This is a genomic window from Paenibacillus sp. FSL P4-0081 (assembly GCF_000758565.1).
GTDB classification, from domain to species: domain Bacteria; phylum Bacillota; class Bacilli; order Paenibacillales; family Paenibacillaceae; genus Paenibacillus_AQ; species Paenibacillus_AQ phytohabitans.
Map to the genome: position 1 here is coordinate 6,585,893 of NZ_CP009280.1, position 25,598 is coordinate 6,611,490.

21 protein-coding genes are annotated in these 25,598 nt (G+C 51.3%); 4 read left to right on the forward strand and 17 right to left on the reverse strand.

Going from position 1 to position 25,598, the window contains the following annotated elements:
- Positions 1–28: 28 nt before the first annotated feature.
- From P40081_RS28075 to P40081_RS28100, 6 genes are all read right to left on the reverse strand, one after another.
- Positions 29–1,687 (reverse strand): DUF4179 domain-containing protein, encoded by a 1,659-nt coding sequence (locus tag P40081_RS28075; RefSeq protein ID WP_042139455.1) that lies wholly within the window; start codon positions 1,685–1,687, stop codon positions 29–31.
- Positions 1,647–2,144, reverse strand: a complete 498-nt coding sequence (locus tag P40081_RS28080; protein ID WP_231575442.1) for an RNA polymerase sigma factor — start codon at positions 2,142–2,144, stop codon at positions 1,647–1,649. Before P40081_RS28080 ends, P40081_RS28075 begins: the two co-directional genes overlap by 41 nt.
- Before the next feature lie 235 nt (positions 2,145–2,379).
- Positions 2,380–3,291: a methyl-accepting chemotaxis protein gene (locus P40081_RS28085; RefSeq protein WP_042139457.1), complete on the reverse strand. Its 912-nt coding sequence runs from the start codon at positions 3,289–3,291 to the stop codon at positions 2,380–2,382.
- A 297-nt stretch (positions 3,292–3,588) separates the two neighbouring features.
- Positions 3,589–3,963 (reverse strand): hypothetical protein, encoded by a 375-nt coding sequence (locus P40081_RS28090; protein ID WP_052422052.1) that lies wholly within the window; start codon positions 3,961–3,963, stop codon positions 3,589–3,591.
- 120 nt (positions 3,964–4,083) lie between these two features.
- Positions 4,084–4,263 (reverse strand): YfhD family protein, encoded by a 180-nt coding sequence (locus P40081_RS28095; RefSeq protein WP_039300782.1) that lies wholly within the window; start codon positions 4,261–4,263, stop codon positions 4,084–4,086.
- A 35-nt stretch (positions 4,264–4,298) separates the two neighbouring features.
- A complete protein-coding gene (locus tag P40081_RS28100) occupies positions 4,299–4,655 on the reverse strand; it encodes a hypothetical protein (protein ID WP_042139459.1) in 357 nt (118 codons plus the stop codon).
- A gap of 304 nt (positions 4,656–4,959) precedes the next feature.
- On the opposite strand from P40081_RS28100, the gene P40081_RS39860 reads away from it, so the two are divergent.
- Positions 4,960–9,498: a S8 family serine peptidase gene (locus tag P40081_RS39860; RefSeq protein ID WP_042139461.1), complete on the forward strand. Its 4,539-nt coding sequence runs from the start codon at positions 4,960–4,962 to the stop codon at positions 9,496–9,498.
- 654 nt (positions 9,499–10,152) lie between these two features.
- Positions 10,153–10,533, forward strand: coding sequence for a GNAT family N-acetyltransferase (locus tag P40081_RS28110; protein WP_269323282.1), 381 nt, complete (start codon positions 10,153–10,155; stop codon positions 10,531–10,533).
- 94 nt (positions 10,534–10,627) lie between these two features.
- On the opposite strand, the gene dnaJ is transcribed toward P40081_RS28110, so the two are convergent.
- The 4 genes from dnaJ to hrcA all read right to left on the reverse strand — a co-directional run bounded on the left by dnaJ (position 10,628) and on the right by hrcA (position 15,600).
- On the reverse strand, positions 10,628–11,752 hold the full coding sequence (dnaJ, locus tag P40081_RS28115; protein ID WP_042139464.1) for a molecular chaperone DnaJ: 1,125 nt from the start codon (positions 11,750–11,752) through the stop codon (positions 10,628–10,630).
- Positions 11,753–11,970: 218 nt separating this feature from the next.
- Positions 11,971–13,818 (reverse strand): molecular chaperone DnaK, encoded by a 1,848-nt coding sequence (dnaK, locus tag P40081_RS28120; protein WP_042139465.1) that lies wholly within the window; start codon positions 13,816–13,818, stop codon positions 11,971–11,973.
- Between the two features lie 110 nt (positions 13,819–13,928).
- Positions 13,929–14,495, reverse strand: a complete 567-nt coding sequence (gene grpE / locus P40081_RS28125; RefSeq protein WP_144026116.1) for a nucleotide exchange factor GrpE — start codon at positions 14,493–14,495, stop codon at positions 13,929–13,931.
- Between the two features lie 73 nt (positions 14,496–14,568).
- Complete coding sequence (hrcA, locus tag P40081_RS28130) at positions 14,569–15,600, reverse strand: heat-inducible transcriptional repressor HrcA (RefSeq protein WP_039309603.1); 1,032 nt, start codon at positions 15,598–15,600, stop codon at positions 14,569–14,571.
- A 224-nt stretch (positions 15,601–15,824) separates the two neighbouring features.
- Here hrcA and P40081_RS28135 point away from each other — a divergent pair, with 224 nt between their 5' ends.
- On the forward strand, positions 15,825–16,538 hold the full coding sequence (locus P40081_RS28135; protein ID WP_042139466.1) for a hypothetical protein: 714 nt from the start codon (positions 15,825–15,827) through the stop codon (positions 16,536–16,538).
- Between the two features lie 218 nt (positions 16,539–16,756).
- On the opposite strand, the gene P40081_RS28140 is transcribed toward P40081_RS28135, so the two are convergent.
- The 6 genes from P40081_RS28140 to gpr form a co-directional block, all read right to left on the reverse strand.
- Positions 16,757–17,248 carry an N-acetyltransferase gene (locus P40081_RS28140; RefSeq protein ID WP_042141548.1) on the reverse strand — a complete coding sequence of 164 codons (492 nt, stop codon included), beginning with the start codon at positions 17,246–17,248 and terminating at the stop codon, positions 16,757–16,759.
- A gap of 92 nt (positions 17,249–17,340) precedes the next feature.
- Positions 17,341–18,513 (reverse strand): radical SAM family heme chaperone HemW, encoded by a 1,173-nt coding sequence (gene hemW, locus P40081_RS28145; RefSeq protein ID WP_042139467.1) that lies wholly within the window; start codon positions 18,511–18,513, stop codon positions 17,341–17,343.
- Between the two features lie 240 nt (positions 18,514–18,753).
- Positions 18,754–20,565 carry a translation elongation factor 4 gene (gene lepA, locus P40081_RS28150; RefSeq protein WP_042139468.1) on the reverse strand — a complete coding sequence of 604 codons (1,812 nt, stop codon included), beginning with the start codon at positions 20,563–20,565 and terminating at the stop codon, positions 18,754–18,756.
- Between the two features lie 225 nt (positions 20,566–20,790).
- Positions 20,791–21,309, reverse strand: a complete 519-nt coding sequence (locus P40081_RS28155) for a hypothetical protein (RefSeq protein ID WP_042139469.1) — start codon at positions 21,307–21,309, stop codon at positions 20,791–20,793.
- Positions 21,310–21,339: 30 nt separating this feature from the next.
- On the reverse strand, positions 21,340–22,752 hold the full coding sequence (locus P40081_RS28160) for a stage II sporulation protein P (protein WP_042139470.1): 1,413 nt from the start codon (positions 22,750–22,752) through the stop codon (positions 21,340–21,342).
- Positions 22,753–22,912: 160 nt separating this feature from the next.
- A complete protein-coding gene (gpr, locus tag P40081_RS28165) occupies positions 22,913–23,923 on the reverse strand; it encodes a GPR endopeptidase (protein WP_042139471.1) in 1,011 nt (336 codons plus the stop codon).
- Positions 23,924–24,103: 180 nt separating this feature from the next.
- Here gpr and rpsT point away from each other — a divergent pair, with 180 nt between their 5' ends.
- Positions 24,104–24,376: a 30S ribosomal protein S20 gene (gene rpsT, locus P40081_RS28170; RefSeq protein ID WP_039309591.1), complete on the forward strand. Its 273-nt coding sequence runs from the start codon at positions 24,104–24,106 to the stop codon at positions 24,374–24,376.
- 166 nt (positions 24,377–24,542) lie between these two features.
- On the opposite strand, the gene holA is transcribed toward rpsT, so the two are convergent.
- On the reverse strand, positions 24,543–25,562 hold the full coding sequence (gene holA / locus P40081_RS28175) for a DNA polymerase III subunit delta (RefSeq protein WP_042139472.1): 1,020 nt from the start codon (positions 25,560–25,562) through the stop codon (positions 24,543–24,545).
- Positions 25,563–25,598: the final 36 nt, after the last annotated feature.

The following is a 25,598-nucleotide window of genomic DNA, read 5'->3' on the forward strand; positions in this document are numbered from 1 at the left end:
CCGCCCCTTTTCAGGTTTGGACTGCCTTTTAAGGCTGCAATTGCACCCGCGTCTCTTTGTCCGGCTCGTTGGTGGAATAGAAGAACATGTATATAGAAGCTTCTGTTCCTTTGAAGTCCTTATACACATCAATGCTGTGGTTTTTTCCTTCTCCGCGGAAGTTCACTGTCACTATTTTACCTAAGATCCGGTCTTTCCCTGTGCCGATATGAGTCTGATTCACGCCGCCAAAATGGGGATCATCGCTCTTCGTCTCCACATAGAGATCTGCGCCCTGCATATAGTAGGTCCACTGTACCGGATAACCACCGGTTTCCCGGATCAGCGTCTGCTTCTCGCTGGAGATATTGGTCAATTGGAGTGGCACCTTATCGTCCCCATGCCGGGTAACTTTATATTTCCCTACAAGTGTCATTGGCGTCGTCTTTATAATCTCAAGATCTGCCGGCCGTTCGAAACGCAGGGTTGTCAGCTCCCTGTCCCCGGTTGTCGAATGCCATGCTCCGCCTTCCAGCTTCCGGCCGTCCACCTCGAGTGTATAATTAACATACGGCAATTCAGCGAATTTAGCTTTGCTCCGGACGGACACACGAATTTGCGTAGGCGTGACTACCATTTGCTCAATCCTGTTATCCGTGTCTCCCGCTTCCAGCGGCAGATCCAGCGCCGTCTTGATTGTGGCGTCTGCCATCTTCTTCTTGCTCAGTTCCAGATCAAACGTCCAAGGGCCGTCTATATTGCGTTCCAGCTTGGTATAACTGAGCTTATACACTGTATCAGCCTTGGGGACGTCATCCGGCTTATAATACTGAAGCGAGGTGTATTCCCCGTTGTCTCCCGGCTTGCCAAAAGCACCTGATTGAGAATTCCTGACAAGCTCTCCGTCTCTATAGGCTATGATTTGCGGGAAAGCTAAGTCCTTCGCTTCCGAATTATTAAAGACTGCCGCCGTGGACAGCATCAGACGCTCATTCCCCTCCTTAAAGGGCTGAACACTGAAGGATTCCAGTCCATCCCGGTTCACAGGGAAGCTCTGCTGCTGCGGTGAATCGGTATCCAGGTTCAGATCGACCTCCTGCTGTGAATACGACTCGATTCTCTCTGCCGTCAGGCTCACCTTGACCGTCTCCTGATCCGGCGTCCAATTCGACTCGAAATACCCGTTATACCGTTGATTCTTCTCGTCCCATTGCTGATAATTGTATTCCATTTCATCGCCGTTCCCCTTTGCATCCTTAAGGGACATGCCTTGGATATTCCATATTCCGCTTTCCCTGTCTGCACCGACATCCAGACTGTACAGAATCACCGTCCGGTTCTCATCGGTGAGCGCCGTATGCAGCGTCAGGGTTACTCCATCCTTAGTGATCGTCTGTCCAAGCGGCTGACCCAGATTCTGCGCCAGCGCGGCCTGTACACCGCCTCTATCTCTGAGCAGGATGCCCCAGTCATATTGCACAGCAGCATATACCGGTACAGCCACCAGCAGGGCGCTGAGCGAAGCAGCGATGGTGAACTTGCGCCAGCTGCGGTGACGGCGCGGAGCGGGAGCCCCTGCATCGGTTCTGCTTACTGTACCAGCATGTCCGGCCTGCTCCATCCGTCCCCACATCTCCTCAAAATCAGGATACAGAATCTCGTTATCGTCATTTAAGCGACGCTTTAGCAGTGCTTCGGTTCTGTCCATACTGCTCTTCCTCCTTAGCTATAATCTGAACTCCCGTATCCTCCAGAATTTTCTTCATCAGGCGCAGCCCCTTGTGCTGCCTGGATTTGACCGTTCCCAGCGGAATAGCCAGCATACCGGAAATTTCATCCATACTGAAATCATGCATATACCGCAGTGTCAGTACAGCCCTGATCTTTACCGGAAGACGGGACATATATCCGGCCCATTCCAGCTTCGTTTCCTTTTGCTCCGCCAGCTTCTCTACCGGGGGCTCCGGACTCCCCTTGAACAAATGCAGATTAGCCATCAGCTTCTGCTGCAGGCTATTCCTGCGTTTCAAGTGATTCAGGCAGGTATTAACCGTGACCTTCATAATCCAGGCCTTCAAATGATCTATGTTCTGCCACTGGCTGCGGAAAAGGGTAATGAATACCTCCTGGCATAGATCCTCAGCATCGGCAGCATCGTGCACCATATAGTAGCAGGTCCGGTATACCTCTTTACTGTAGGTTTGGAACAATTCCCTATTGCCCACTTGAGCATGCCTCCTTTCTTGTTTGGACTACCCTATATAACAACCGGGGGCTTCAAAAGGTTCATTTTCTACTCACAATAAGCAAAAAAAGCATGTCTCCACGTAAATGCCCGGGATACATGCTGTAAAAGGAACTTCTATGCGGAACTGGAACAGTATTCGGAGAAAGCAACCGTCAGACGATGTTCATTACTTCACGCGCCTGATTGTCCAGTTCCTGTGCGGAAGATGCAATCAAAGTGAATTCATTCAGGGCTACCTGAATCTGCTGCTGGCTCACACCCACATTCTCCTGAACCAGGTTAAGTCCGTTAGATATTCTTCCCACTTCCTCTGTGATGGCCTGGACGCTGTCGCGAACCTCCGTGATCTGATCCTGAACCATTGCGGACAGCTTGCGTACTTCTTTGGCCACTACGTCGAATCCCCGGCCGAACTCACCGGCATGAGCAGCCTCAATAGCCGCATTAAGCGCAAGCAGGTGGGTCTGTGACGCAATATTTCGGATTGTCTGCACAACGCCGTGAATGGCCGCTGCCTGCGTCTGCAAATTCAGCAGTGTATCGGTATTTTCGCTCGAGACTTCGGCAATTTTATCAATACTCACCAGCAGATCCTGACTGCGCTCAATTCCTTTTTCCGCACGCTGATTCAGGCTGTCAGCCATTTCCTGCATCTGTTCCACTACACGGTTCATATTATTCTGTCTGCCCGTGATATTGGTCGCCACCTTCGACACGCCAATGACATGCGTATCCGTCTCATCAAACACCGGCATATACGTGGCTTCAAGCCAGACTGATTCCCCGTCCGCGTCCATCCGTTCGATTTTATCCTGAAAGCTCCGGCCCGCAAACAGGTTCTCCCAGAATAGCTCATAGCCGGGACTGTTCACGAAAGATGGGAAACACAGCTCCTTGTGCTGCATTCCATACATGTCCTCAACCCTGTATTTCATCGAACCGGCAAACACCTCATTTACATACGCTACCCGGCGGTCCAGATCAAATCGGATCAATGCGAGATTCTTTTCCAAAGCTTTGACAACCAGTTCGTCTGTAACTACTTGGGCTGATAGATTCTCCATTATGACTACTCCCTATAAATCTCAATTTTTATCCGGCTTTTTGTTGGTTTTGGTATTCTTCGCTTTACTCATATTAACGGATATCCGGGCAGTTTGGATTATATTAATGAATTAAAAAAATCAGCTTAAATGAAGCAGCTGCACAAGGAAGGCTTCCCGATGCCAGTCACGGTCCAGCTATACAGAAAGCCCCACCCCCGGCTGGCGGAGAATGGGACTATCTTTCTTGGAATGGGGTTATGCGTCTGGTGAGAAATCAACCGATGTGGCCTTCTTCATATATGTACAGATTCCGCACTATTTTCTGGGTCCGTAATCCCCGATCTTAATTCCCCATACACTATCCTTCTGGTACGCAGCCGCTTCCTGCAGATCCGGGAGCCTGGCATCCTGGGGATAATGGCGCTCCAGATACTGGACGAAAGCCCGGCGCAGACCAATCTCATTCTCCAGCTTATTGAACTCATTAGGGTGCTTCTCCATTTCGGCAAGTGAAGTCTCCCAGCCTTCCAGATCAGCAGCCTCCGATTGTCCGGTGCGGACCTTCGCGGTAAGCTCCCGAAGCTCCCGGTAAGCCTTTTTTACTTTGGAAGAATAGACTTGCTTCTGGTTCAGGAAGGTTAGCAGCGCAACCAGCAACGCCAGTCCAATCCATAAAATAACAGTATCCACTTCAGTACCCTCCCGGTTTGGCATGTCTCTTCATTATACACGGCTGCGCACAAAAACACCCCACTTCTGTGGGGCATCTTTGGCAACAGTATCAAACTCACATTATAAGGAAGGTTTCCGCTATTCCTTCTTCAGAATCTCCTCCAGCTGTCTTTTATCAGCCTCCCGGGAGCGATCCATTGCCTCTATATCATCGTGGTCCGCTTCAGCCGCTGAGAATTCAACATCCTCTGCCTTTGCCTCATAGAGCATCTTCAACTTTTCCGTCTTGGAGAAAATTTTCGAGTTTTCTCTGTCCACCTTTAATCAGCCTCCCAAGTAGTGTTATCTGACAATCAAATCATCCCGCCGGCTTCCTCAATGAGTGACAGCGCCTGATCGTAAATAGCCGATTCTACAATTACAGTCAGCAGAATATTTCTGCCTGTCGGTCCGCCATCCCCGCCGTGACTCATCCCGCTGCCGCTCGTATGCGATGCAGAGAGGATGCCCGTATGCTCACTGACAGCGGTCATGGAATCCATACTTGCCAAATTGCCGGTGACCGGATTCACTCCGGACTGCAGCCCGCTTCCGCCAAATCTGCTGAATCTGTCAATGGAAACCTCTTCTACCCGCAGCGCCTGAAGCTTGCGGGAGACCCCTTCCGCTTCCTCCGGAGCCCTAAAGTACGCCAGTATATATCTTTCCAAGACCGTATCCCCGCTCTCTTGAGATTCAAGCTCTTAGTTGTACATGTTTATGTTGTCTTGGCAACGCCATTTTTATGCTTTTTTTTCAATAGCCCAGTATATTAATCGGATTTCGACAATTTATTCAGTACTTTACCGTAATATGGTACTAAAGTAGTATATTCCAATCTGTAAATCGACTGTAAAATAAATGTAATTTTCACAATTTATTTTTGTCTCATACCCAATATGAAACATAGGAGGGGAAGAACGGATTTAACCGGTTGCAGAAATTAAAACTAAATACTACTGGGGAGGATATTAAATGTTCAAACGCTCCATTCGAAAATTAGGCATAGGTGCAGCAAGTACAAGCTTAGCCATCTCTCTACTCTTTCCTTCCGCCTCTTATGCCAGTACGGGCACTTTCTTACCTGCAGCACCGGACCTTCAAGGCCCCGTTTCTCTTAATTCTAAGCTGGACTTATCCTCGGAAACTTTAAAGCAGTTCATCCAGAATTACAAACCTTCAACTGTAAAGCCGCAGAATTATGCCGGTACAAGCACTTCTTCAGCACCTGTCACCTTCATTGTGCAATTACAGAACGACCCTATTAAAGTTGCAGCGAACCAGACTCAAAAAAGTGCCGCTCCTTCGCTGCAGCACAACATTCTGCGGGCTGAGCACAGCAACTTCAAGTCGGCTGCCGCTCTTATCGGCGCAGTGACAGGAAATGAATATACCGAGGTCTTCAATGGTTATGAAGTGACACTTCCTGGCAACCAGGTAGACAAGCTGCTTGCGCTACCGGGTGTAAAGGCTGTGTTCCCTAACCAGACTGTTCATGCTCTGGAAACAGAAACCGATCTTGAATCGCCTCCAAGTTCAGGAGGATCAGCGCAAGAGACAGTGGGCAACGGGGATATTTTTCATACAGATGCTTTATATAGCAAGGGCGCTACTGGCGATGGTATCAAGGTAGCTGTTGTTGATACAGGTATTGATTTCAATCATCCTTATCTTCAACGTAATGGTGAAAAAGTATATAAAGGCGGATATGACGTCGTTGATAAGGACGATGAACCTTGGGAAACTGCTCCCAAAGAGGGCATGCTCCCCAAAGACGGAAACCCTTATGAAACTGCACATGGTTCTCATGTTTCCGGTATAATCCACAGTGTTGCTCCGGATGCGGATATTTATGCATACCGTGTTCTTGGACCTTACGGCTCAGGAACAACAGCCGATGTTATCAAAGGTATCGAATTGGCGGTGGAAAAAGGAGTCGACGTCATTAACCTGTCGCTTGGTTCTGATGTGAACCAGCAGTATTCGCCGGATGCCATTGCCGTGGATAATGCTGCCAAGGCAGGCGTTACAGTCGTACTTGCAGCGGGCAACGCCGGGCCGAACGCGGAAACTGTAGGCACGCCTGGAGGTGCACATCGGACAATCTCTGTAGGTGCTACTACAACTCCAGCCTTCGCTAATATATTTAAAGTTGGTGCAGTGGATAATATCTACGGCCTTTGGGCAGCGGAATCTGAACCCCTTCCTGATACAGCCGTCGGCAAAGAAATTGTCTATGCCGGACTGGGTGGTACGGTAGAGGATTATACCAAGGCTGGTGTCCAAGGGAAAATAGCTCTCGTTGACCGCGGCGGCGGCATTACTTTTGTATTAAAATCCGCTAACGCAAAGGCAGCTGGCGCCATAGGCCTGCTGATCGCCAATAACGCTGAAGGCGAATTGAATATGGCTATTGATTCTCATGGCGCTCCAACCTACGGCATCACCAAAGCCGACGGAGCTTTAATTAAAAAAGAGCTTGAAGCGAAGCGTAATACCGTTGATTTCAAAATTACTTGGGATACCAACAACTGGCTGGCCGGCTTCAGTTCGCGTGGTCCTGCACTCCCTGAACTCAATATTAAACCGGATGTCCTGGCTCCTGGCGTAGGGGTGAATTCTTCGGTTCCGGACTGGGAAAGCTCAACCGGATACGCCAAGTTCAACGGCACCAGCATGGCAAGCCCGCATGTGGCCGGGGCTGCCGCCCTTCTCCTGGACTGGAAAGAGGATTTGACGCCGGATCAGGTTAAGGTTCTCTTAACTAACAGCGCAACTCCTCTTAAGGATCGTGCAGGCAAATATTACAGTATATACGAGCAAGGCGCGGGACTTATCGATTTGTCTAAGGTGGTTGATGCTGATTCCATTGCCAGAATCTCTGAGATTCTGGATACAGGCCGCCCGGACATAGACAAAGTCGAATATGATACAGGCTCCCTGTCCTTTGGACTTCAATCGGCAGGTACTGTGACGAAGACGGTCTATGTGGATACCCTTTCCGGCTCACCAAAGACCTTCAACGTCAAGGTTAATTGGCTCACCGGACATGCGGGTATTGATGTTCCTGGCTTGGACGGCCTCTCTGTCAGCGGCGAACAAAATTTCCCTGTCTCGTTAACTATCGGTGCCAATGCCGCTCCTGGAGTTTATGAGGCTCTGCTAACACTTACGGAAGAAGATGCCGAGGGCACACCTGAAATACTAACCCTTCCTTTGGGTGTAGTGGTAGGTGACAAATACAAGCCGGATACCGTTACTGCACTCTATATTGGCGAAGATATTATCTCGCCAAATGGTGACGGCTTTCTGGATGAGACAGACTTCTCCTTCTCCGTCAACGAACCTGTAGAAAGCTTGCATATCGAAGTCGCTAATGCTTACACAGGAACCGTCGTCGGTGACGTATACGCCACTGGGGAGAAATATTATCGCGGATTGTATGAAACACTGCATTGGGATGGGTCCGTTATCGACCAGAATACCAAGAGTTCGGTCAAGCTCCCTGATGGAATCTATTCGATCACACCGGTTATCGACGGCACAACCAGTCTGGACGAGCAGGCCATCTTTATCTTTGTGGATACAACTGCACCGCTTGTTACCGGTCTGACTGTAACCGAACATACACGGGATAACGCTGATGAGCCAAGAAGTGCAACAATTAGCGGATATATCGCTGAGGACCTGCTGCTTGAACTTGTTGCCGAGGGTGAAGATCCCAATAATATATTCGGAACTTCCGCAGTCTTCGAGAGCCCTGACGGCGAGGTACTGCAGGCTAACGGATATATTGATCCGACCGGATATTTTGAAATTGAGGCTCCAGTAGCCGAGGGACTGAACCAATACTATATCTACGTCTATGACGTAGCCGGCAACGGCACGGCAGACGAAGATTATGCACAGCTGCTACGTTATAGTACTGATGCGGGCAGCACTAAGGTAACACCTGCCATATCTACAACACAAGCCGTCGTCGGTCAACCGGTTACCGTAGATATTGGCTTTACGGTTACCGACAATGTATATGGTATTTATGGCGCTACCTTCAATCTTTGGTACAACGACACCTTGAAGCAACCAACTGTAGTGCCAAGCGTACAGTTAGCCACCTATCAAGAAGAGAACTTCCCGGGCGAGCAGTTGCCTGTATTCACTGACCTTATTCATCTTGAGAACGGACAGGACGTGCTGCAATATGGCGTTCACGTAAAGGATGGAGCATACCTTGGTAATGGCGACGGTTCACTTGGACAGTTTACTTTCACACCAACAGCCGCCGGAACTTATACCTTCAAGGTCTCGGATGCTCTGATCTGGAGTGACAGCTACTCGGCTACAGTACCGGCAGGCCTGTCGACTGTAAGCGTAGTAGTCACTGCCCCTGTCGACCCTGTAACACCTAGCAATCCCGGCTCATCAGGACCTGCTGCTACAACACCTCCGGCTTCAGGCACTACTGCGGCTTCCGGACAGCTTACTGTAACAGCTGATCCTGCAGGTGGTAAGCCTACAGCGAGCCTGGCTGTTTCCGACTCCATTCTGGATGCGGCATTGAAGAGTGCGGTGAATAACAATGTCGTACTGAGCATCACTGATGTAGACTTCTCCAAATACGGACAAGTAAGCATTGTGCTCACACCTGCCCAGGCGGACAAGCTGAAGAGTTCCGCAAGTGCACTCAGTCTGAACGGCAAGGGATTCTCCTTAACCATTCCGGCTGGCACACTTCCGGACTTCATTACCGCCAGTGGCCTAACCGTCACACTCGGTCTGCATGAGGAAGCGGATACCGCTCCGCTAAGCGGCAGTACTGGAAGTATTGATATCGGCTCCTCCTCACTGACCCTCAAGAACGGCTGGACCACAAGCAAGCCTGTATTTGTACAGCTTGCCCTGAACCCTGACGGCTTGAAGGATGTCCGCAAGACAGGGGCTTATAAAGAATCTGCTGAAAACTCATGGAGTTATCTGCAGCCAGGCACCATTCCTGCAGACGGCCTGCTGCAGTTCAGCATTACCGGTGACGGCACCTACACTGCTGCCGCCCGTAATACCAGCTTCTCCGATATCGGCACACACTGGGCCAAGGATGCCGTCGAAGTTCTTGCCGCTCACGGTATCGTAGCCGGTAAAGGAACTACCGCCAGCTTCAAGCCTGCTGACAGCCTGAATCAGGCCGAACTGTTGACCCTGTTCGACCGTTTGCTTGGCAAAGGTGACACCTGGACAACGCACATCAAGGAAAGCGGCTCCCGTGATGTCCTGACCCGCGAAGAAGCAGCGGTAATATTGGCTGAGGCACTTGGTGCCGATGTCACTTCCTCTGCGCTGACCTTTAAGGATACAGGTTCTATCTCGGCTAACGCCAAGAACGCAATCGCTTATGCAGTAAGCAAAGGTTACCTCCAAGGTGTAGGCAACAACACCTTTAACCCGAAGGGTACCCTGACCCGTGCCCAGGCTGCTGTCATCCTGGAGCGTGTGCTCGAGGATCTGCGTAAACAGTAAGACAAGTAATCTGTGTCGTAACTAATATGCCCTACTAAAGCGGCGGCAGCATCCTGATTTGTGGATGCTGCCGCCGTCTTTGTGCTGATTTCAAATCGTTAAGGAAAACAAACCCGAGTTTGCCTGCCTCTTTGCCAGGTGACTTAGACAATAAATTCAGCCAACAGGCAGTAATTTTTAATTATAGACAAATTATATCGCCCCTATAGGATAGGATCCAATTAGAATAATATCAGATATGAATTGGCAAAAAGGGGAATCGAAAGGGCCTCCTACAGCCCATCTGGGCCCTCAGCTAATCAGACGGACTGAAAATCCGCTATTTTCCCTAATCTGGAAGGTTATCTGGTTAAGCGGACTCAGATTCCGCTAATGGGCCTGTCGCAGCCCTTTTCATGCCCAAAATTTTCGCCAGCCTCTGCCCGGCAAAGAACATATACCGCGGATAATTTAGATGTTTTGGAGCAGCCGGGATACTTAATTGGATAAAACGGCTTAAATCACACCATTGAAAATACTGCTTACCAGAAAGCTAAGCTAACGGAACAATAGTTAATTCATGAGGAGGAAATAACTCTGCAAATCATAACTGAACGGCTAATCATTACTGCATTTGACCAACAAAATTACAAGAAGGTATCTGAAACATACCCTATCGGGAAGCATACCGCCGGATATTTAGCTCATCTTGAGGAAGACCCTGAACTGCTGGGCTGGGGAGTGTGGTTTGTAACATTAGCTGACAATAACCAAATTATCGGAGACATTGGATATAAAGGGAGACCGGATATAAAAGGAATTGTAGAAATCGGATATGGAATAATTCAGGACATGCATAATAAGGGGATAGCTACAGAGTCGGTGAAAGCAATTATGGAATGGGCATTCTCCTCAGGACAAGTGAAAAAAATTGTGGCAGAATGCCTTATAGATAACCTTCCTTCCATTAAAGTTCTGGAGAAATTGGAAATGACCAGAGTTAGTATAAAGGATGGAATGATTCATTGGGAAATAACAAATAACCGGCATCGTTGAATTAAGGAGAAAAAAACGCCCGCCTCCAATTTCCATGGAGGCGGGCGCTGCTATGCGGCTCCGTAGGGCCGCAGGAATAATACACTTATGAAGATCAGTCCCCGCGGAACGCACGTTTCACGCGGTCAAAGAAAGATTGCTCCTGCTCATGAGTGTTCTCTCCATTATGGGAGGCGAACTGGCGGAGCAGGTCCTTCTGCTCATCACTAAGCTTGCTAGGCGTGACCACAATGACGCGGACATGCTGATCGCCGACTCCGCTGCCGCGCAGATGCGGAACACCTTTGCCTTTGAGGCGGAAGAAGGTTCCGGTCTGTGTGCCTGCAGGAATCTTGAGCTTCACTTTTTCGGTAAGGGTAGGGATTTCGATCTCGTCACCAAGCGCCGCCTGAGCGAACGTCAATGGAACCTCGCACATAATATCATCGTTCTCGCGCTCGAAGAAATCGTGATTTTTGACGCGGAAGACAATGTACAGATCTCCGGCCGGGCCGCCGCGTGTGCCGCCTTCGCCTTCACCGGTCATGCGCAGCTGTGCGCCGTCATCGACACCGGCAGGAATGCGCACATGAATCTTGCGCTGTTTCTTAACCTTGCCCTGGCCTGCACATGTTGTACATTTTTCTTTGATGATCTTGCCGGTGCCGCTGCAATGGGAGCAGGGACGGCGGTTACGCATCTGTCCAAGCGGTGTATTCTGCACAAATTCCTGCTGGCCGCTGCCGTGACATACGGAACAGGTCTCCGGCTTCGTTCCAGGTTTGGCACCGGAGCCAAAGCAGGTATCACAGGTCTCCGTACGCGGAATGGTAATATCGGTTTCTTTACCGAATACCGCTTCCTTGAATTCAATGGTCATCGTATACTGCAAATCGCCGCCGCGCTGCGGTGCATTCGGATCACGCCGTCCGCCGCCGCCGAAGAACATGTCGAAGATATCGCCAAGACCGCCGAAATCTCCGCCGCCGCCGCCAAAGCCGCCGCCCATGCCCTGGTTAGGATCAATATGTCCATATTGGTCATAACGAGCCCGCTGCTGCCCGTCACTGAGGACGTCGTAAGCTTCCTTAACCTCTTTGAACTTGGCTTCTGCATCGCCCGCTTTATTCACATCCGGATGATACTGGCGCGCCAGCTTACGGTACGCTTTCTTCACATCTTCGTCTGAAGCATCTCTACCGAGGCCCAGAACCTCATAATAATCGCGTTTATCTGCCACTGCTTTCACCTCCGTACATCGTTATTCTTCTGCCCTTAACATGGCAAGTAGAAACGGCTACGCCGTCCCGCGGGGACGGCACCGTTTCTTCGAGAAATGTAAGAAGAAATTTATGACGGGAAACCCATAAACCCTTACATTTTAAAGGGAAAGCCAAAACACGGGATGCCCCGGTTTTGACCTTCCCCTCTCACCAAATAGAAACTTATCGTTTAAGGTTATCCTTGATTCTTCTCATCGTCAACCACTTCGTAATCGGCGTCTACCACGTTGTCTTTCTTGGCATTGCCTTCAGAAGCTCCCTGGCCGCCTTCAGCGCCTTGCTCAGCTTGTGCAGCCTGTTCATACAGCTTCACGGACAACTGCTGTACGATCTCATTCAGCGCCTCTGTAGCGGCAGTGATTTCTTCCAGATTGTCGGTTTCCAGTGCAGCCTTCACTTTGTCTTTGGCTTCATTGGCTTTCTCGATTTCGGAAGCGTCGACTTTGTCAGCAAGGTCCTTGATGACTTTGTCCGTGGAGTATACGAGCTGGTCAGCGTTGTTCTTCGCTTCTACCAGTTCTTTACGCTTACGGTCTTCCTCAGCATGCAGCTCGGCATCCTTCATCATCTGTTCTACTTCAGCATCGCTCAAGCCGCTGGAAGAAGTGATAGTGATCTTCTGGCTCTTGTTGGTGCCTTTATCCGTAGCAGATACGTTAACGATACCGTTGGCATCGATGTCGAAGGTTACTTCGATCTGCGGTACGCCGCGCGGTGCCGGTGGAATCTCGTTCAGCATGAAGCGTCCCAGTGTCTTGTTGCCGTTCGCCATCTGGCGCTCACCCTGCAGTACGTGGATTTCCACGCTCGGCTGGCTGTCAGCGAAGGTCGAGAACACCTGCGATTTGCTTGTAGGGATCGTAGTGTTGCGCTCGATCATCTTCGTGAATACGCCGCCTGCAGTTTCAATACCCAGGGACAGCGGAGTTACGTCAAGCAAGACCACGTCTTTAACATCACCAGTCAGCACGCCCGCTTGAACAGCAGCACCAAGGGCTACTACTTCATCCGGGTTAACGCCTTTGTGAGGCTCTTTGCCTGTAAGCTTCTTGATCGCATCCTGTACGGCAGGAATACGTGTGGAACCGCCGACCAGCACGATTCTGTTCAGATCAGCTGGCGTCATGCCGGCATCGCTAAGCGCTTGACGGGTTGGTCCAAGCGTACGCTCTACCAGGCTTGCAGTCAGTTCGTCGAACTTGGCACGGGTCAGGTTGACCTCCAAGTGCTGTGGCACTCCGTCAACAACCGTGATGAACGGCAGCGATACAGTAGTTGTCAGTACGCCGGACAGCTCTTTTTTCGCTTTTTCCGCAGCGTCTTTCAGACGTTGTACAGCCGCTTTGTCTTTGCTCAGGTCAATGCCTTGCTCTTTCTTGAATTCAGCCACGAGATAATCCATAACCAGCTGGTCAAAATCATCCCCGCCCAGACGGTTGTCACCGCTGGTAGCTTTTACTTCGAAGAAGCCGTCGCCCAGTTCAAGGATCGATACGTCGAATGTACCGCCGCCAAGGTCATAGACAAGGATCGTCTGGTCTTCGGATTTCTCCAGACCGTAAGCAAGTGCTGCTGCCGTTGGCTCGTTGACAATACGCAGAACTTCAAGACCGGCAATTTTGCCCGCATCCTTCGTAGCCTGACGCTGGCTGTCATTAAAATATGCAGGAACCGTAATAACGGCCTGGGTTACTGTCTGGCCCAGATAGGCTTCAGCATCGGATTTCAGCTTCTGGAGAATCATCGCCGAAATTTCCTGTGCGGAGTAGTCTTTGCCGTCAATGCTTTCTTTGTGGTTCGTACCCATGTGACGCTTAATGGAAGCGATGGTACGGTCCGGGTTCGTAATTGCCTGGCGTTTAGCTGTCTCGCCGACGATACGCTCGCCGTCTTTCTTGAAGCCTACCACCGATGGGGTTGTACGCGCGCCTTCCGGATTCGGGATAACGACGGCTTCGCCGCCTTCCATAACGGCAACGCAAGAGTTGGTGGTTCCAAGGTCAATACCGATAACTTTACTCACTGTAATTTGCCTCCTCAGACATAAGGTGAAGCCCGGGGCTTCAACCATTCATATTGTTATTGTGGTGTAACATTGTCTTCATAGAATAATGCTCACTTATATAGACAGAACTACATGCTGACTTTGACCATGGCCGGACGAAGAACTTTATCTTTCAGGAGATAGCCCTTCTGGACTTCTTCTGTCACGATGCCTTCCTCGTGCTCCTCGCTCTCCACCTGCATGATCGCCTGATGATATTCAGGGTTAAAAGGCTGTCCTACCGTTTCCATAGCTGTAAGTCCTTCAGATCTCAGCACTCCATCCAGCTGCCGGAAAATCATATTGATGCCTTTGGTGAACGCTTCGGAATCCGCGCCTGCCGGAGATGTAGCCAATGCACGCTCAAAATTGTCGAGTACCGGAAGCAATTCAGTTACGAGCTTGGAAGTCGCATATTGCGCCAGCTCTTCCTTTTCCTTCTGTGTGCGGCGGCGGAAGTTATCGAAATCAGCCTGTACACGCAGTGCGCGCGCCTGATGTTCATTCGCAAGCTCCTGCAGCCGTCCGAAATCCTCTCCACTGCCTGAAGCCGCCTCGCCGGCCTCTTCAGCCGTAAATGTGCCAGTGCCTTCTGCAGCTTCCGCCTCATCAGCAGCCTGGTTTTCATTTATGGAGGGATCATTCTGTTCATTCATTTCCTGAACCTCTTCCTCTTTCAAGTTGTCTTCACCTCCTTATCATCATTCACCGTAATCAATTACGCTCTGTTCACTTATACCAGTGTGCCAGCATCGCTGTCAAATCCCGGGACAGAATCCCCAGAATGCCCATTACGCGCGCATACTCCATCCGGGTCGGACCCAGGATGCCGATGCTCCCCAGCGCCTTGCCATCCAGCGAATAGGTAGCGGTAATCAGACTGCAGTTCGCAAAAGCATCATGCTTATTCTCTGTACCAATGCGCACTTGCATCCCTGTTCCGCCGCTTGCCGGGGTCAGCATTTTGAGCAGGGTTGGCGTCTCTTCCAGCAGGTCCAGAATATTCTTCACCTTGTCGACGTCCTTGAACTCCGGCTGGGTCAGCATATTCGTTGCACCGCTGAGATAGATGCGCTGTTCATGGTCGCTTTCGAGCGCCGTGTCCAGCACCTGCATTAATTCTTCATAGTGGGAGATGTGACGCTGCATTTCCTCACCCAGCTCGGAATAGAGCTGGCTCTTCAGCTTATAGAGCGGTACATTCACCAGCTTGCTGTTCAGCAGATTGACGACCTTCTCCATCTCGGATACAGAAATATCCGGAGGAAGGTTGACGATCTTGTTCTCCACCTGTCCCGTGCTGGTAACGATAATCGCCACCGCAGTGTTGTCATCGAGCGGAAGCAGCTGAAAGTGGCGCAATGAAGTATGAAAAACCTCCGGTCCCAGCAGGATGGAAGTATAATTCGTCATATTGGAAAGAATCATTGCCGCATGTTGGATAACCTGCTCTGTCGCATTCAGCTTCTCGGCGAAAAAAGCGCGGATCGTGCCCAGTTCGGCCGTTTCGGCGGAATTCCACGGTACCAGATGGTCCACATAATAGCGGTAGCCCTTATGAGAAGGGATTCTCCCTGCCGAAGTATGAGGTTGCTCCAGGTATCCCAGGTCCTCAAGATCAGCCATTTCGTTGCGGATCGTTGCAGGACTGTAGCCTACATCGCCGCGTTTCGAGATACTGCGCGAGCCTACCGGCTCAGCGGAAAGAATATAATCATCTACGATTGCATTCAGTATCATTCTCTGGCGTTCAGTTAACATGTTATTCCCTCCTATCGGCTGTGGCTCCGATTCGTTAGCACTCTAGTCAGATGAGTGCTAACCACTAATACAAAAATACCAAACTGACCTTGGCATTGTCAAGTCAGTTTCACAAATCACAAAGCACTGGCAGATGCATTTTTTTCAAGATAAAACCATTATTTCGGATATGCCCCCGCAACCATTCATCCGCTTCATCGTCAGATAGAACAAGGGGTGATGAAATGCGCTTGATGAAACCATGGTTATTTGCCTTATCCGCCGTGATCCTATGTGTGCTGTTGCTTACGGCCTATACAGTGAAAACAACTCAGAACAAGTGTTACTTTGACGATGTGGATTATGCATCCGTCCTGCAATGGAATGGTGTCCTCTATGGCGGTGAAACGGATAGTGATCTCAGCGGACTGAGCAAAGGAAAGGCTATCGGCAAGATTACCTACAGCAAAACCGAGCATAGATGTCCCCGTAAGAAGATGCAGGATGGAGATGCCACGAATCTGAAGACAGGTACTCAGCTCTATGAAGTGAATGGATATAAACCTTCGGCGAGAATCTGGGCGGGTGACCAGCTCTATGAGGCGTACAGCAACCCTGCAGCCAGAACCCTTAACGATCTGCTGGATGCCGAGGGCAAAATACAAACCGTCCGTTTCATCAGCGGCAATGACGGTTCAGAGCTGATGGACTTTACTCCGGAGGCCAACGCCATATTTATCCGTGAATTCCCCAAGCTGGAGTACATCCCGCAAGAGGAGCTGTCCAAACAGACCAAGAGCTGGGTGGGCAATCTGTACTGGATGGAAATCGAAATGAAAGACGGGTCCACCAGAAGGATTGCCTATAATACAATGTTCCCTTCATTTCACTCTGCATATGCCACTCCGGAGCTGGCCGAGCTGATAGAGCAGCAGCGCAAGCTTATTTATGCCAGGTAACCGGTCAACAGCATGTGTGTGCAAAGCGGAATTGTTGTACGTTATACAACTTGAATGCTTAGAAGCAACAACAGCAGCACAGATCCAAATATTCACTATATAGAGTGAAGTGTAACATCCACATATCCGCGCAAAAAAACCACTCCCCCCCGGAGCTTCCGATCCGTAGGCAGTGGTTTCTTATTATATAGGCTGCCGCAGAACCTATGGCCCCCGGGTTAATCCAATCTCTTCAGCACAGCAATTTCATCGCAGGCATGCTGCTTCTTGCAGTGCACACAATCAGTCCAGACCTTCTCCGGGAAAATCTCCTTCTCCACCACATCGAAGCCGTTTCTGAGGAAGAAATCCACGGCATAGGTCAAAGCCATAATCTTCGGAATTTTCTGGCGTCTGGCTTCTTCCGTCAGCTTCTCCAGAATCATCGAGCCTACGCCTTTGCCCTTGCCTTCATCCCGCAGACCAATCGAACGTACCTCTACGAGGTCGCTTCCGAGTCTGAACAAGGATCCGCAGCCGACAAATCTGCCGCCGATTTCGGCAATCACGAACTGATCGATCTGGCGGGCCAGTGCTTGCCTGGAACGGGGCAGCATAATTCCGCGCTGAGCGTATTCCTCTATCATCAGATACAGCGGCTCTACATCCTCCACTGTAGCATTTCTGCATATCACTTGCTGATCTCCCGCAGGAGAAGACTGGCGGAACATATCCGTTTTGACAAGCACTTTGACTCACCCCTCGTTGTTAATATGAATAAATATACAACAGAGTGAATTACAATTCAAGGGGTATTTTAAAATTAAACTTCTGTCAAAGCACCGACAAATTCTCCAAATACATCGTTGCCGAACAGGATTCCCTGCTTGCTCAGACGATAGGTTTCCCCCGACTGCTCCAGCAGCCCTGCCTTAAGCATTTTATGCAGCGATCCCGCAAAAATATCCTCCAGCGACTTCCCGAATTGTGAGCGGAATGCCGTATCCGACACCCCTTCGCGCATCCGCAGGCCGACCATCATGAAATCCTCCATCGCCTCCTGCTCGGAGATAGGGAAGCTGTCCAGACGGGGCAGCCCGCTGCGCGTAGCTTCATTATACGGATTAACGCCCTTGATATTCATATGCCGCTGGCGGCCCACATATCCGTGCGCCCCGGCACCGAGGCCATAATAATCCTCGTTGCGCCAGTAGGTAATATTGTGGCGGCTCTCCAGCCCCGGCTTGGCAAAATTGCTGATCTCATATTGCGTATAACCCGCAGCTTCCATGGTGGACATAAGCAGCAGATACATCGCCAGCTCATCCTCTTCATTCGGCAGGGGAAGTTTGTTCTTATTAAATAGGGTGTGGAACAGCGTGTTCTCCTCAACCTTAAGACTATAGATAGAATAGTGGGGAAGATCCAGCGCCAGCGCCTTGTCGATGCTCTCTCTCAGCATATCCACCGTCTGGTTCGGCAGGCCGAACATCAGATCCAGCGAAAGATTATCCAGCCCGGCCGCGCGGGCATTCTCCAGACTGCGGTAGACATCATCCACATCATGAATACGGCCGATTCCGCTAAGCAGCTCGTTCTGAAACGCCTGAACGCCGAAGCTCACCCGGTTGACGCCGCCTTCCTTCATTACTCTGAGCTTATCTATATCGGTAGTGCCGGGATTAGCTTCCATAGAGAACTCGATATTCTCATCCCACTGCGGGAAGTGTCTGCGGACCGATTGCAGGAAATATGCCATCTCATCCGGTTTTAGCACTGTAGGCGTACCGCCGCCGACAAAAATAGTCTTGATTACACCGGGAGGCGTGTTCTTCACGGTCAACTCCATCTCACGGTCAAGGGCATACAGATACTCCATGACCGGCTGATCCTTCAGGACATAGGAATTGAAATCACAGTAGAAGCACTTATTGGTGCAAAACGGGATATGAATATATACGGCCTCAGGGGGACGGCCATTGTTTGCTGTGTTCATAGCTGTCTCCTTTGTTCTATTTAATGTAAAAGCTATTTGCAGCCTCTGCTGCTGAAAAGTAAGAAGAAACGGCTGCGCCGCCCTGCTTAGGACGGCACCCGTTTCTGCGAGAAATAAGCGATTGATTATTATCTTAATCCTGTTTCTCCGGGAAAAATAACATTTCCAGAAAAGGGAAGCCCTACGGCTTCCCTTGCAGGTCTATAATCCAGCTGTCAGCTCCAAGGAGCCTGCACGCTGCTACTCAATCTGAAGCACAGCCATGAACGCTTCCTGCGGCACCTCTACGCTGCCGACTTGCTTCATGCGCTTCTTACCTTCCTTCTGCTTCTCCAGCAGCTTCCGCTTACGCGAAATGTCACCGCCGTAGCATTTGGCCAGTACGTTCTTGCGCATCGCCTTAACGGTCTCGCGCGCAACCACCTTCGTGCCGACGGATGCCTGGATCGGCACCTCGAACATCTGGCGCGGGATAATGCCGCGCAGCTTCTCGCAGATGACCCGGCCGCGGTTATAAGCGCGGTCGCGGTGAACGATGAAGGACAACGCATCGACCTGCTCATTGTTGAGCAGGATATCCATCTTCACCAGATTCGACTGGCGGTATCCGGAGATCTCATAATCGTAGGAAGCATAACCCTTTGTTCCCGATTTCAGCTGATCGAAGAAGTCATATACAATCTCGGACAGCGGAATCTCATACGTAATGGTTACACGGTTCGTATCCAGATACTCCATGTTAACGAATTCGCCGCGTTTGTTCTGGCAAAGCTCCATAACTGTACCTACGAAGTCATTCGGTACAATAATTCCTGCCTTCACATATGGCTCTTCAATGAAGTCAATCGTCCCGATCTCCGGATAATGCGACGGATTGTCGATCTGAATGGTCTCACCGTTAGTCAGCTTGATGCGGTAAATAACGCTTGGTGCTGTAGTAATCAGCGGAAGATTGAACTCGCGCTCAATCCGCTCCTGAATGATCTCCATGTGCAGCAGTCCAAGGAAGCCGCAACGGAAGCCGAAGCCCAGGGCACTGGAGCTTTCCGGCTCGAAGCTAAGTGAAGCATCGTTCAGCTGCAGCTTCTCCAGCGCTTCACGCAGATCATTATAATCAGAGGTCTCAATCGGATACAGACCACAGTAGACCATCGGATTGATCTTGCGGTAGCCCGGCAGCGGTTCAGGCGTCGGATTCTTGGCATCCGTCACGGTGTCACCGACACGCGTGTCTCCTACATGCTTAATCCCGGCCACAATAAACCCTACATCGCCGATGTTCAGCTCAGGCACAATGGTCATACGCGGCATGAATGCCCCGACTTCGATAACTTCAAAGATTTTGTCGGTTGCCATCATCTTAATCTTGGAACCGGCACGGATACTTCCGTCCATAACGCGGACATAGACGATAACGCCTTTGTACGGGTCATAGTGGGAATCGAAGATCAGAGCCTTGAGCGGTTCTTCGGAGTTGCCTGTCGGCGCCGGAACCTGCTTAACGACCTGCTCCAGAATCTCCTTAATGCCGATGCCGGCTTTGGCGGAAGCCAGAACCGCTTCGCTCGTATCCAGCCCGATTACATCCTCAATCTCCTGCTTCACCCGGTCAGGATCGGCATTCGGAAGGTCAATCTTGTTGAGCACCGGAAGAATCTCCAGATTGTTATCGAGTGCCAGATACACGTTAGCCAGGGTCTGGGCTTCAATCCCCTGTGCTGCATCCACTACCAGCAGTGCGCCTTCGCAGGCGGCAAGACTTCGGGATACCTCATATGTGAAATCGACATGCCCCGGTGTATCAATCAGATTCAGATAATAATCCTGTCCATCGTCGGCACGATAAGTCAGGCGTACAGCCTGCAGCTTAATGGTGATACCGCGTTCGCGCTCCAGGTCCATTTGATCGAGTACCTGCTCCTGCATTTCACGCGAAGTGAGCGCACCTGTATACTCCAGAATACGGTCAGCCAGTGTCGATTTGCCATGGTCTATATGTGCAATAATCGAGAAATTGCGGATTTGTTGTTGTCGTTTCTGAACGTCAGTCATTCCTTACCCCCACAGACAGCCTAATGTTAATCCTCTTATTATAACAGTACGGGCTTCACCCATCAATCCCGCCAGCTGCGGGAAAATAAAGAAACACCCGGGGCAGCCAAAAATTACAGGAGAATCCGTGAAAAAGGAACGGCTGCGCGCTCCAATTTAAACGGCAACCGTTCCATAATGACATATTAACCTTCGAAGTCTGTCCGGCTGCACACGGACACTCCTTCACTCCTCCGATGAATCGAAGAGGGAGACTACCCAGCGGATGCTTTTCTGCGAAGCCTGCTGCAGCAGGCCGGCCGTCTTGTCCGCGAGCACATCTACGGTCGGCTTCTGTTCCCCGGGAATCAGAATCTGCTCAGGACTGAGGGTAGTGTAGTCCTTCACCTCCTGCTGCGGAAGGCTCACCGTCCCGGCTGCTGTATCCGTACCAGCTGCAGCCGGCTGCTGCACAGGCAGCACCTTATAGGCCCCGGTAGCCGGATCAATGACAACCGGCACATATACATAGGCTTGCCCGCCCTGAGCCCTACCCGCGGCCGGAAGAGACGCAGCTCCCGCTGTGCTGCTCTGCCCTGCAGGGAGCTGTCCACCGGCCGAAGAAGTATTCCCGGCCATAGTGTTCCAGCCCGGCAGCACGCCGGAGACTCCTGAACCGCTGCCGCCGCCGAATTGCAGACCCACCAGAAGCCCGACTCCCGCCCATATCCCGACCATGACCAGCTTTTTACCGAACCGCGTCATATTCCCCGCTCCTTTTTCAAGTGAATTAGCTCAGGAAGCACCGCCTGCGGATGTCTTCGCGCTCGTGCCCTCCAGTTTGACATCGCCCTCTTCAGGCGCCGCCGCCTTCTCTGCATCCCGGCTGGCCCAGTACACATCCGCGATGGCATCTGCCAGAATATCTGCTGTCCGCTTCAGCTCTTCGGCAGAATTATCGATTCCGCCTACCTCAATCAGCACGCTGTTCGGGGATAGTGTCTGGTTATACTCCCCATTATTCCCGTTTCCTGAGGATTTCCCCCATATGCCACGGGATACTCCCGGATAATTTTTCTCCAGCAGCTGATGAATCTGATTGGCGAAGGCCTCATTTTGTTTCCAATTCTCATTCGCATGCCCGAGGATGAAGTACACCTGTGCATAATTTTTACCATTGATTTCTGCTGTGGTTTTGCCATGCCGCTGCGAGTCGCGGTGGATATCGATCAGCTCACTCATTTCCTGATTGGCGGCCATCGCCGATTTCACAGTCATGCGTGAATATTTATAGGAGAAGTTCCAGTTATAATCCGGCACCTCCGTGGCGTAATCCTCTTGGGCATGGACAGTTCCTATCCCGCGGGCTTCCAGCCGCTTGGCAATATATGATCCTACCAGCATTACATTCTTGGAAGGAACCGCAGAGCTTGGATTATCGCTCGCTGCGCCAAGCAGAGGATTATAGGCCTCGCGGGGATGGGAATGATAGATTAGGATACGTTTGATCGAGGTATCCCCGGTACCGTTCTCCGCATCTCCGCTCCCCGAATAACCTTCGCTCTCACCAGGGTCTGTAACCGTACCGCTTGAATCCGGTGCAGGCGTAGCCTCCGGCTGCACAACTTCTCCGCCCGGGTTGTCCGTTTCGCCTCCGGCAGGCGGATCATTGGTCCCCGCCTCTGTGCCTGTGCCCAGGTCCGTTCCCGGATCAGCACCGGTTCCTGATTCGCCACCAGCCGCTAATTCATCGACACCGGGATGATAATCCGCAGGCGCCCCTGCCGTACCTGTCCCCCCGGAGCCTTCCCGGAGCAGGAAGGGATCATCTGCCGCAAGGCCGGGCATCTCACGCGATACCAGACTTTTGGGATCGCCCGGGTCGACGCTGGTGAGCAGCCGGAATACGAAGGAGGTAACCTTGTCGCCCGAGAATGCTGAAGGCTCCTCACCCTGCGGCAAATGCGGAACCTCCATGCCCAGCAGCTCCATGAAGAATCCGCTGGAGAGTGAAGCAGCCAAGCCCTTCATAGAGGGAATGGGTGAAGAGTTCAGCTTCTGTCCGGCCAATCCGCCGGCTCCAAGCAGCATGAAAAATACAAGTGAACCTCCGGCCAGCAGCAGCATCGTTCTCCCCAGCGACAGAACATCCAGCAGCCTTCCCCGCAGCCGGCCAATATTCCATAGCTGAAACCATTTTCTGTTCATGATTGTTATGTCCTCCTCTAAGCCCTCTGTAATCTCTCATACTCCAAATCTATGAGCGGAAGAGTAATGCTAGAACCTTAGAATGAGAGGACATAGAGAAGACCCGCAGGGCAGTGCTGCCTTGCGGCAGACTGTGCGGGCCTGTGAAGAACGGTGAAGATCAGTGCGTGTAGGCACCAACATTGCCAGGATCTACAGCTTCATGCAGTGCAGCGTTAAGTCCGCTGGCGACAATATTGGCGATCTCTTCAATAAATTCATCGATTTCCTTGGGAGTGACGATCAGGTCATGCCCCAGCGGTTCAAGCACTTCCTTAACCAGCGCCAGCCGCTCCTGCTCGGAGATATCATCCAGCAAACCCATAATCTCTTTGGTATGGGCACCGCCGCCTTCCATCTTCCCGAAATGATTGCTCATCATCTCCAGCACGTTGTTGACGATCGTTGAGGCGTAGCAGACAGTAGGGACGCCGATAGCGATGCAGGGGACACCCAGCACCTCCTTGGTCAGACCCCGCCGTTTGTTGCCGATGCCTGAACCCGGATGGATGCCGATATCGGCAATCTGGATCGTTGTATTGATTCTTTCCAGCGAACGGGAGGCCAGGGCATCAATGGCTATAATCACATCCGGCTTCGTACGGTCTACAATCCCCTGCACAACCTCACTGGACTCAATACCTGTCAGGCCGAGCACACCAGGGGCAATCGCACTCACATTCCGGTAGCCGGGCGAGACCTGATCAGGAACCAACTCATAGAACTGCCGGGTAATCAGCGAATTCTCCACGACCAGCGGCCCAAGAGAGTCCGGAGTTACATTCCAGTTGCCGAGCCCTACAATGAGTACGGAGGAGTTACGGTTAATGCCGATCCTGTCCAGAAAATGCTCAAATTCACGGGCAAACACAGTGGAAACCTTCTGCTGCAGGCCGGTATCCCCTCCGCGCAGTGCCGGAACCTCCAGCGTTACGTAGTTGCCGATGGCCCGTCCGATCGCCTGGGAACCGGCATTGTCTGCTACAGCAAGCCGGGTAACCTTGATGCCATCTGCTTCCTGCACCTCTTCATTGACGCCGGGAATGGGCGCATTGGACCGCGCTTGAGCCATTTCCTTTGCTTCCACTGCCAAATCCGTACGTACCGAATACAGCTGAAGATCCAGTTCCATTATTAGTTCAGCCTCCTTAAGCATATTGCCGATAGTGTGCGAGAGAAAGCCGCTGTTTATACAATCCCCGGTGCTATAATTCAAAAGCTTTTAGTGTTGCTTTTTGCTACCCTTCATGCTAAACTATTTTAAGTTGTGAATCATATGATGATTTCGAATGTCTTCCAGGAGGTGAATGCAATGCCAAATATCAAATCCGCGGTTAAACGCGTCAAGACGATCGAGAAACGCCGTGCACTGAACGCTTCCCAGAAGTCCGCGCTTCGTACAGCTGTGAAAACTGCTGATGTAGCACTGACAGGTACGGAAGTGGAAACTGCTCACGCTGCTTTCCAAGCTGCTTCCAAAAAGCTGGACAAGGCTGTAACTAAAGGCCTGGTTCATAAAAATGCGGCTGCCCGCAAAAAATCCCGCTTGGCTAAGAAATTGAACGCTCTGAAGGCTCAAGCTTAAGCCACGGGCGACAATCATAACGAGCACTTGAAGAACCTGACCGCTATGCTGCATACGGTTAGGTTTTTTTGTGCTATTTTTTCTTATACCGGAATAACCTAAGAGCCTGCCCACCCGCATGGATGCGGAGCGGACAGGCTCTTAGGCTACGCTAACCTGTACCTGATTACACGCCAAGGCGAAGCATAAACATCTCCAGCCCCAGCACTTTATCGATTGCACCTGTCTTCATCTGATAATCAAGATCGGCCAGTATGCTGAGAATCTGCCGCAGACGCTGGCTGCCGAACTTATGGGCCTGCTCTCCCGCAAGCTTGACCGCATACGGATGCAGCCCGAGCTGGGAGGCAATCTGCCCTTGCGAATAGCTCAGACCGGACAGATCCTTGACCTGCAGGATGATCCTGAACTGCCGCGCAATCAGTGCAGCGATCTTGATCGGCTCCTCCCGCTGCTTCAGCAGCTCATAGAGCGTATTCAGTGCCTTATCGAGGCGCAGATTCGCGATATCCTCCACCAGCGTAAATATGTTCTGCTCCGTGCCGCGGTGGACCAGACTCTCTACTGCCGCAGCATCCACCTTACCGCCAGTACCGGCGAACAGGCACAGCTTGTCCATCTCTGCCGACAGGCCCTGCAGCCCGGTTCCGGCACTTGCAATGAGCACCTCAGCTGTGCCCGGAGCAGCCGTACAGCCGCGGTCGCGGAAGCCCTTTTCCACCCAGCGCAGCAGCTCCTCCGCACCCAGCGGATTGAAGGCTAAGACGGTGCCGGAGGCCTTGGCTGTTTTGACGATTTTTTTGCGTTCATCCAGCTTATCGTTGTTCACCATAAATACAATCACGCTGAATTCAGCAGGATGCTGCATATAATCGCTTAGCAGCTCTACACGGTGTTCAATCTTGGCGTTCTCCTTGCCTGCCGTGAACAGGGCGGCATCCCGCACCAGCAGCAGCTTGCGCTCTACCATAAACGGAACCGTCTCTGCTTCTTCTATGACGGCCTGCACCGGCGTTTCGGAGAGATCGAAGGGAATCACCGCGAAGTCACGGTCCTCTTTGGCTATCAGGTGTTCCTCCAGCATGGCCGTGAATTCATTCATCCGGAATTTCTCGCTGCCATACAGTACATACAGCGGTGAAATTTTCCCCTGTTTGATGTCTTTGGCCGCCGTTTTGGCATCCATCCCGCCACTTCCTTTTCCATTTCATTGCCTGGTTGC

Excerpts from the sequence above, each read along its gene's own strand:
- P40081_RS28075 (WP_042139455.1), bottom strand. The coding sequence starts at position 1,687 with ATGGACAGAACCGAAGCACTGCTAAAGCGTCGCTTAAATGACGATAAC.
- P40081_RS28080 (WP_231575442.1), bottom strand. The coding sequence starts at position 2,144 with ATGGTGCACGATGCTGCCGATGCTGAGGATCTATGCCAGGAGGTATTC.
- P40081_RS28085 (WP_042139457.1), bottom strand. The coding sequence starts at position 3,291 with ATGGAGAATCTATCAGCCCAAGTAGTTACAGACGAACTGGTTGTCAAA.
- P40081_RS39860 (WP_042139461.1), top strand. The coding sequence starts at position 4,960 with ATGTTCAAACGCTCCATTCGAAAATTAGGCATAGGTGCAGCAAGTACA.
- grpE (WP_144026116.1), bottom strand. The coding sequence starts at position 14,495 with ATGAATGAACAGAATGATCCCTCCATAAATGAAAACCAGGCTGCTGAT.
- hrcA (WP_039309603.1), bottom strand. The coding sequence starts at position 15,600 with ATGTTAACTGAACGCCAGAGAATGATACTGAATGCAATCGTAGATGAT.
- P40081_RS28135 (WP_042139466.1), top strand. The coding sequence starts at position 15,825 with ATGCGCTTGATGAAACCATGGTTATTTGCCTTATCCGCCGTGATCCTA.
- P40081_RS28140 (WP_042141548.1), bottom strand. The coding sequence starts at position 17,248 with ATGTTCCGCCAGTCTTCTCCTGCGGGAGATCAGCAAGTGATATGCAGA.
- hemW (WP_042139467.1), bottom strand. The coding sequence starts at position 18,513 with ATGAACACAGCAAACAATGGCCGTCCCCCTGAGGCCGTATATATTCAT.
- lepA (WP_042139468.1), bottom strand. The coding sequence starts at position 20,565 with ATGACTGACGTTCAGAAACGACAACAACAAATCCGCAATTTCTCGATT.
- P40081_RS28155 (WP_042139469.1), bottom strand. The coding sequence starts at position 21,309 with ATGACGCGGTTCGGTAAAAAGCTGGTCATGGTCGGGATATGGGCGGGA.
- P40081_RS28160 (WP_042139470.1), bottom strand. The coding sequence starts at position 22,752 with ATGAACAGAAAATGGTTTCAGCTATGGAATATTGGCCGGCTGCGGGGA.
- gpr (WP_042139471.1), bottom strand. The coding sequence starts at position 23,923 with ATGGAACTGGATCTTCAGCTGTATTCGGTACGTACGGATTTGGCAGTG.
- rpsT (WP_039309591.1), top strand. The coding sequence starts at position 24,104 with ATGCCAAATATCAAATCCGCGGTTAAACGCGTCAAGACGATCGAGAAA.
- holA (WP_042139472.1), bottom strand. The coding sequence starts at position 25,562 with ATGGATGCCAAAACGGCGGCCAAAGACATCAAACAGGGGAAAATTTCA.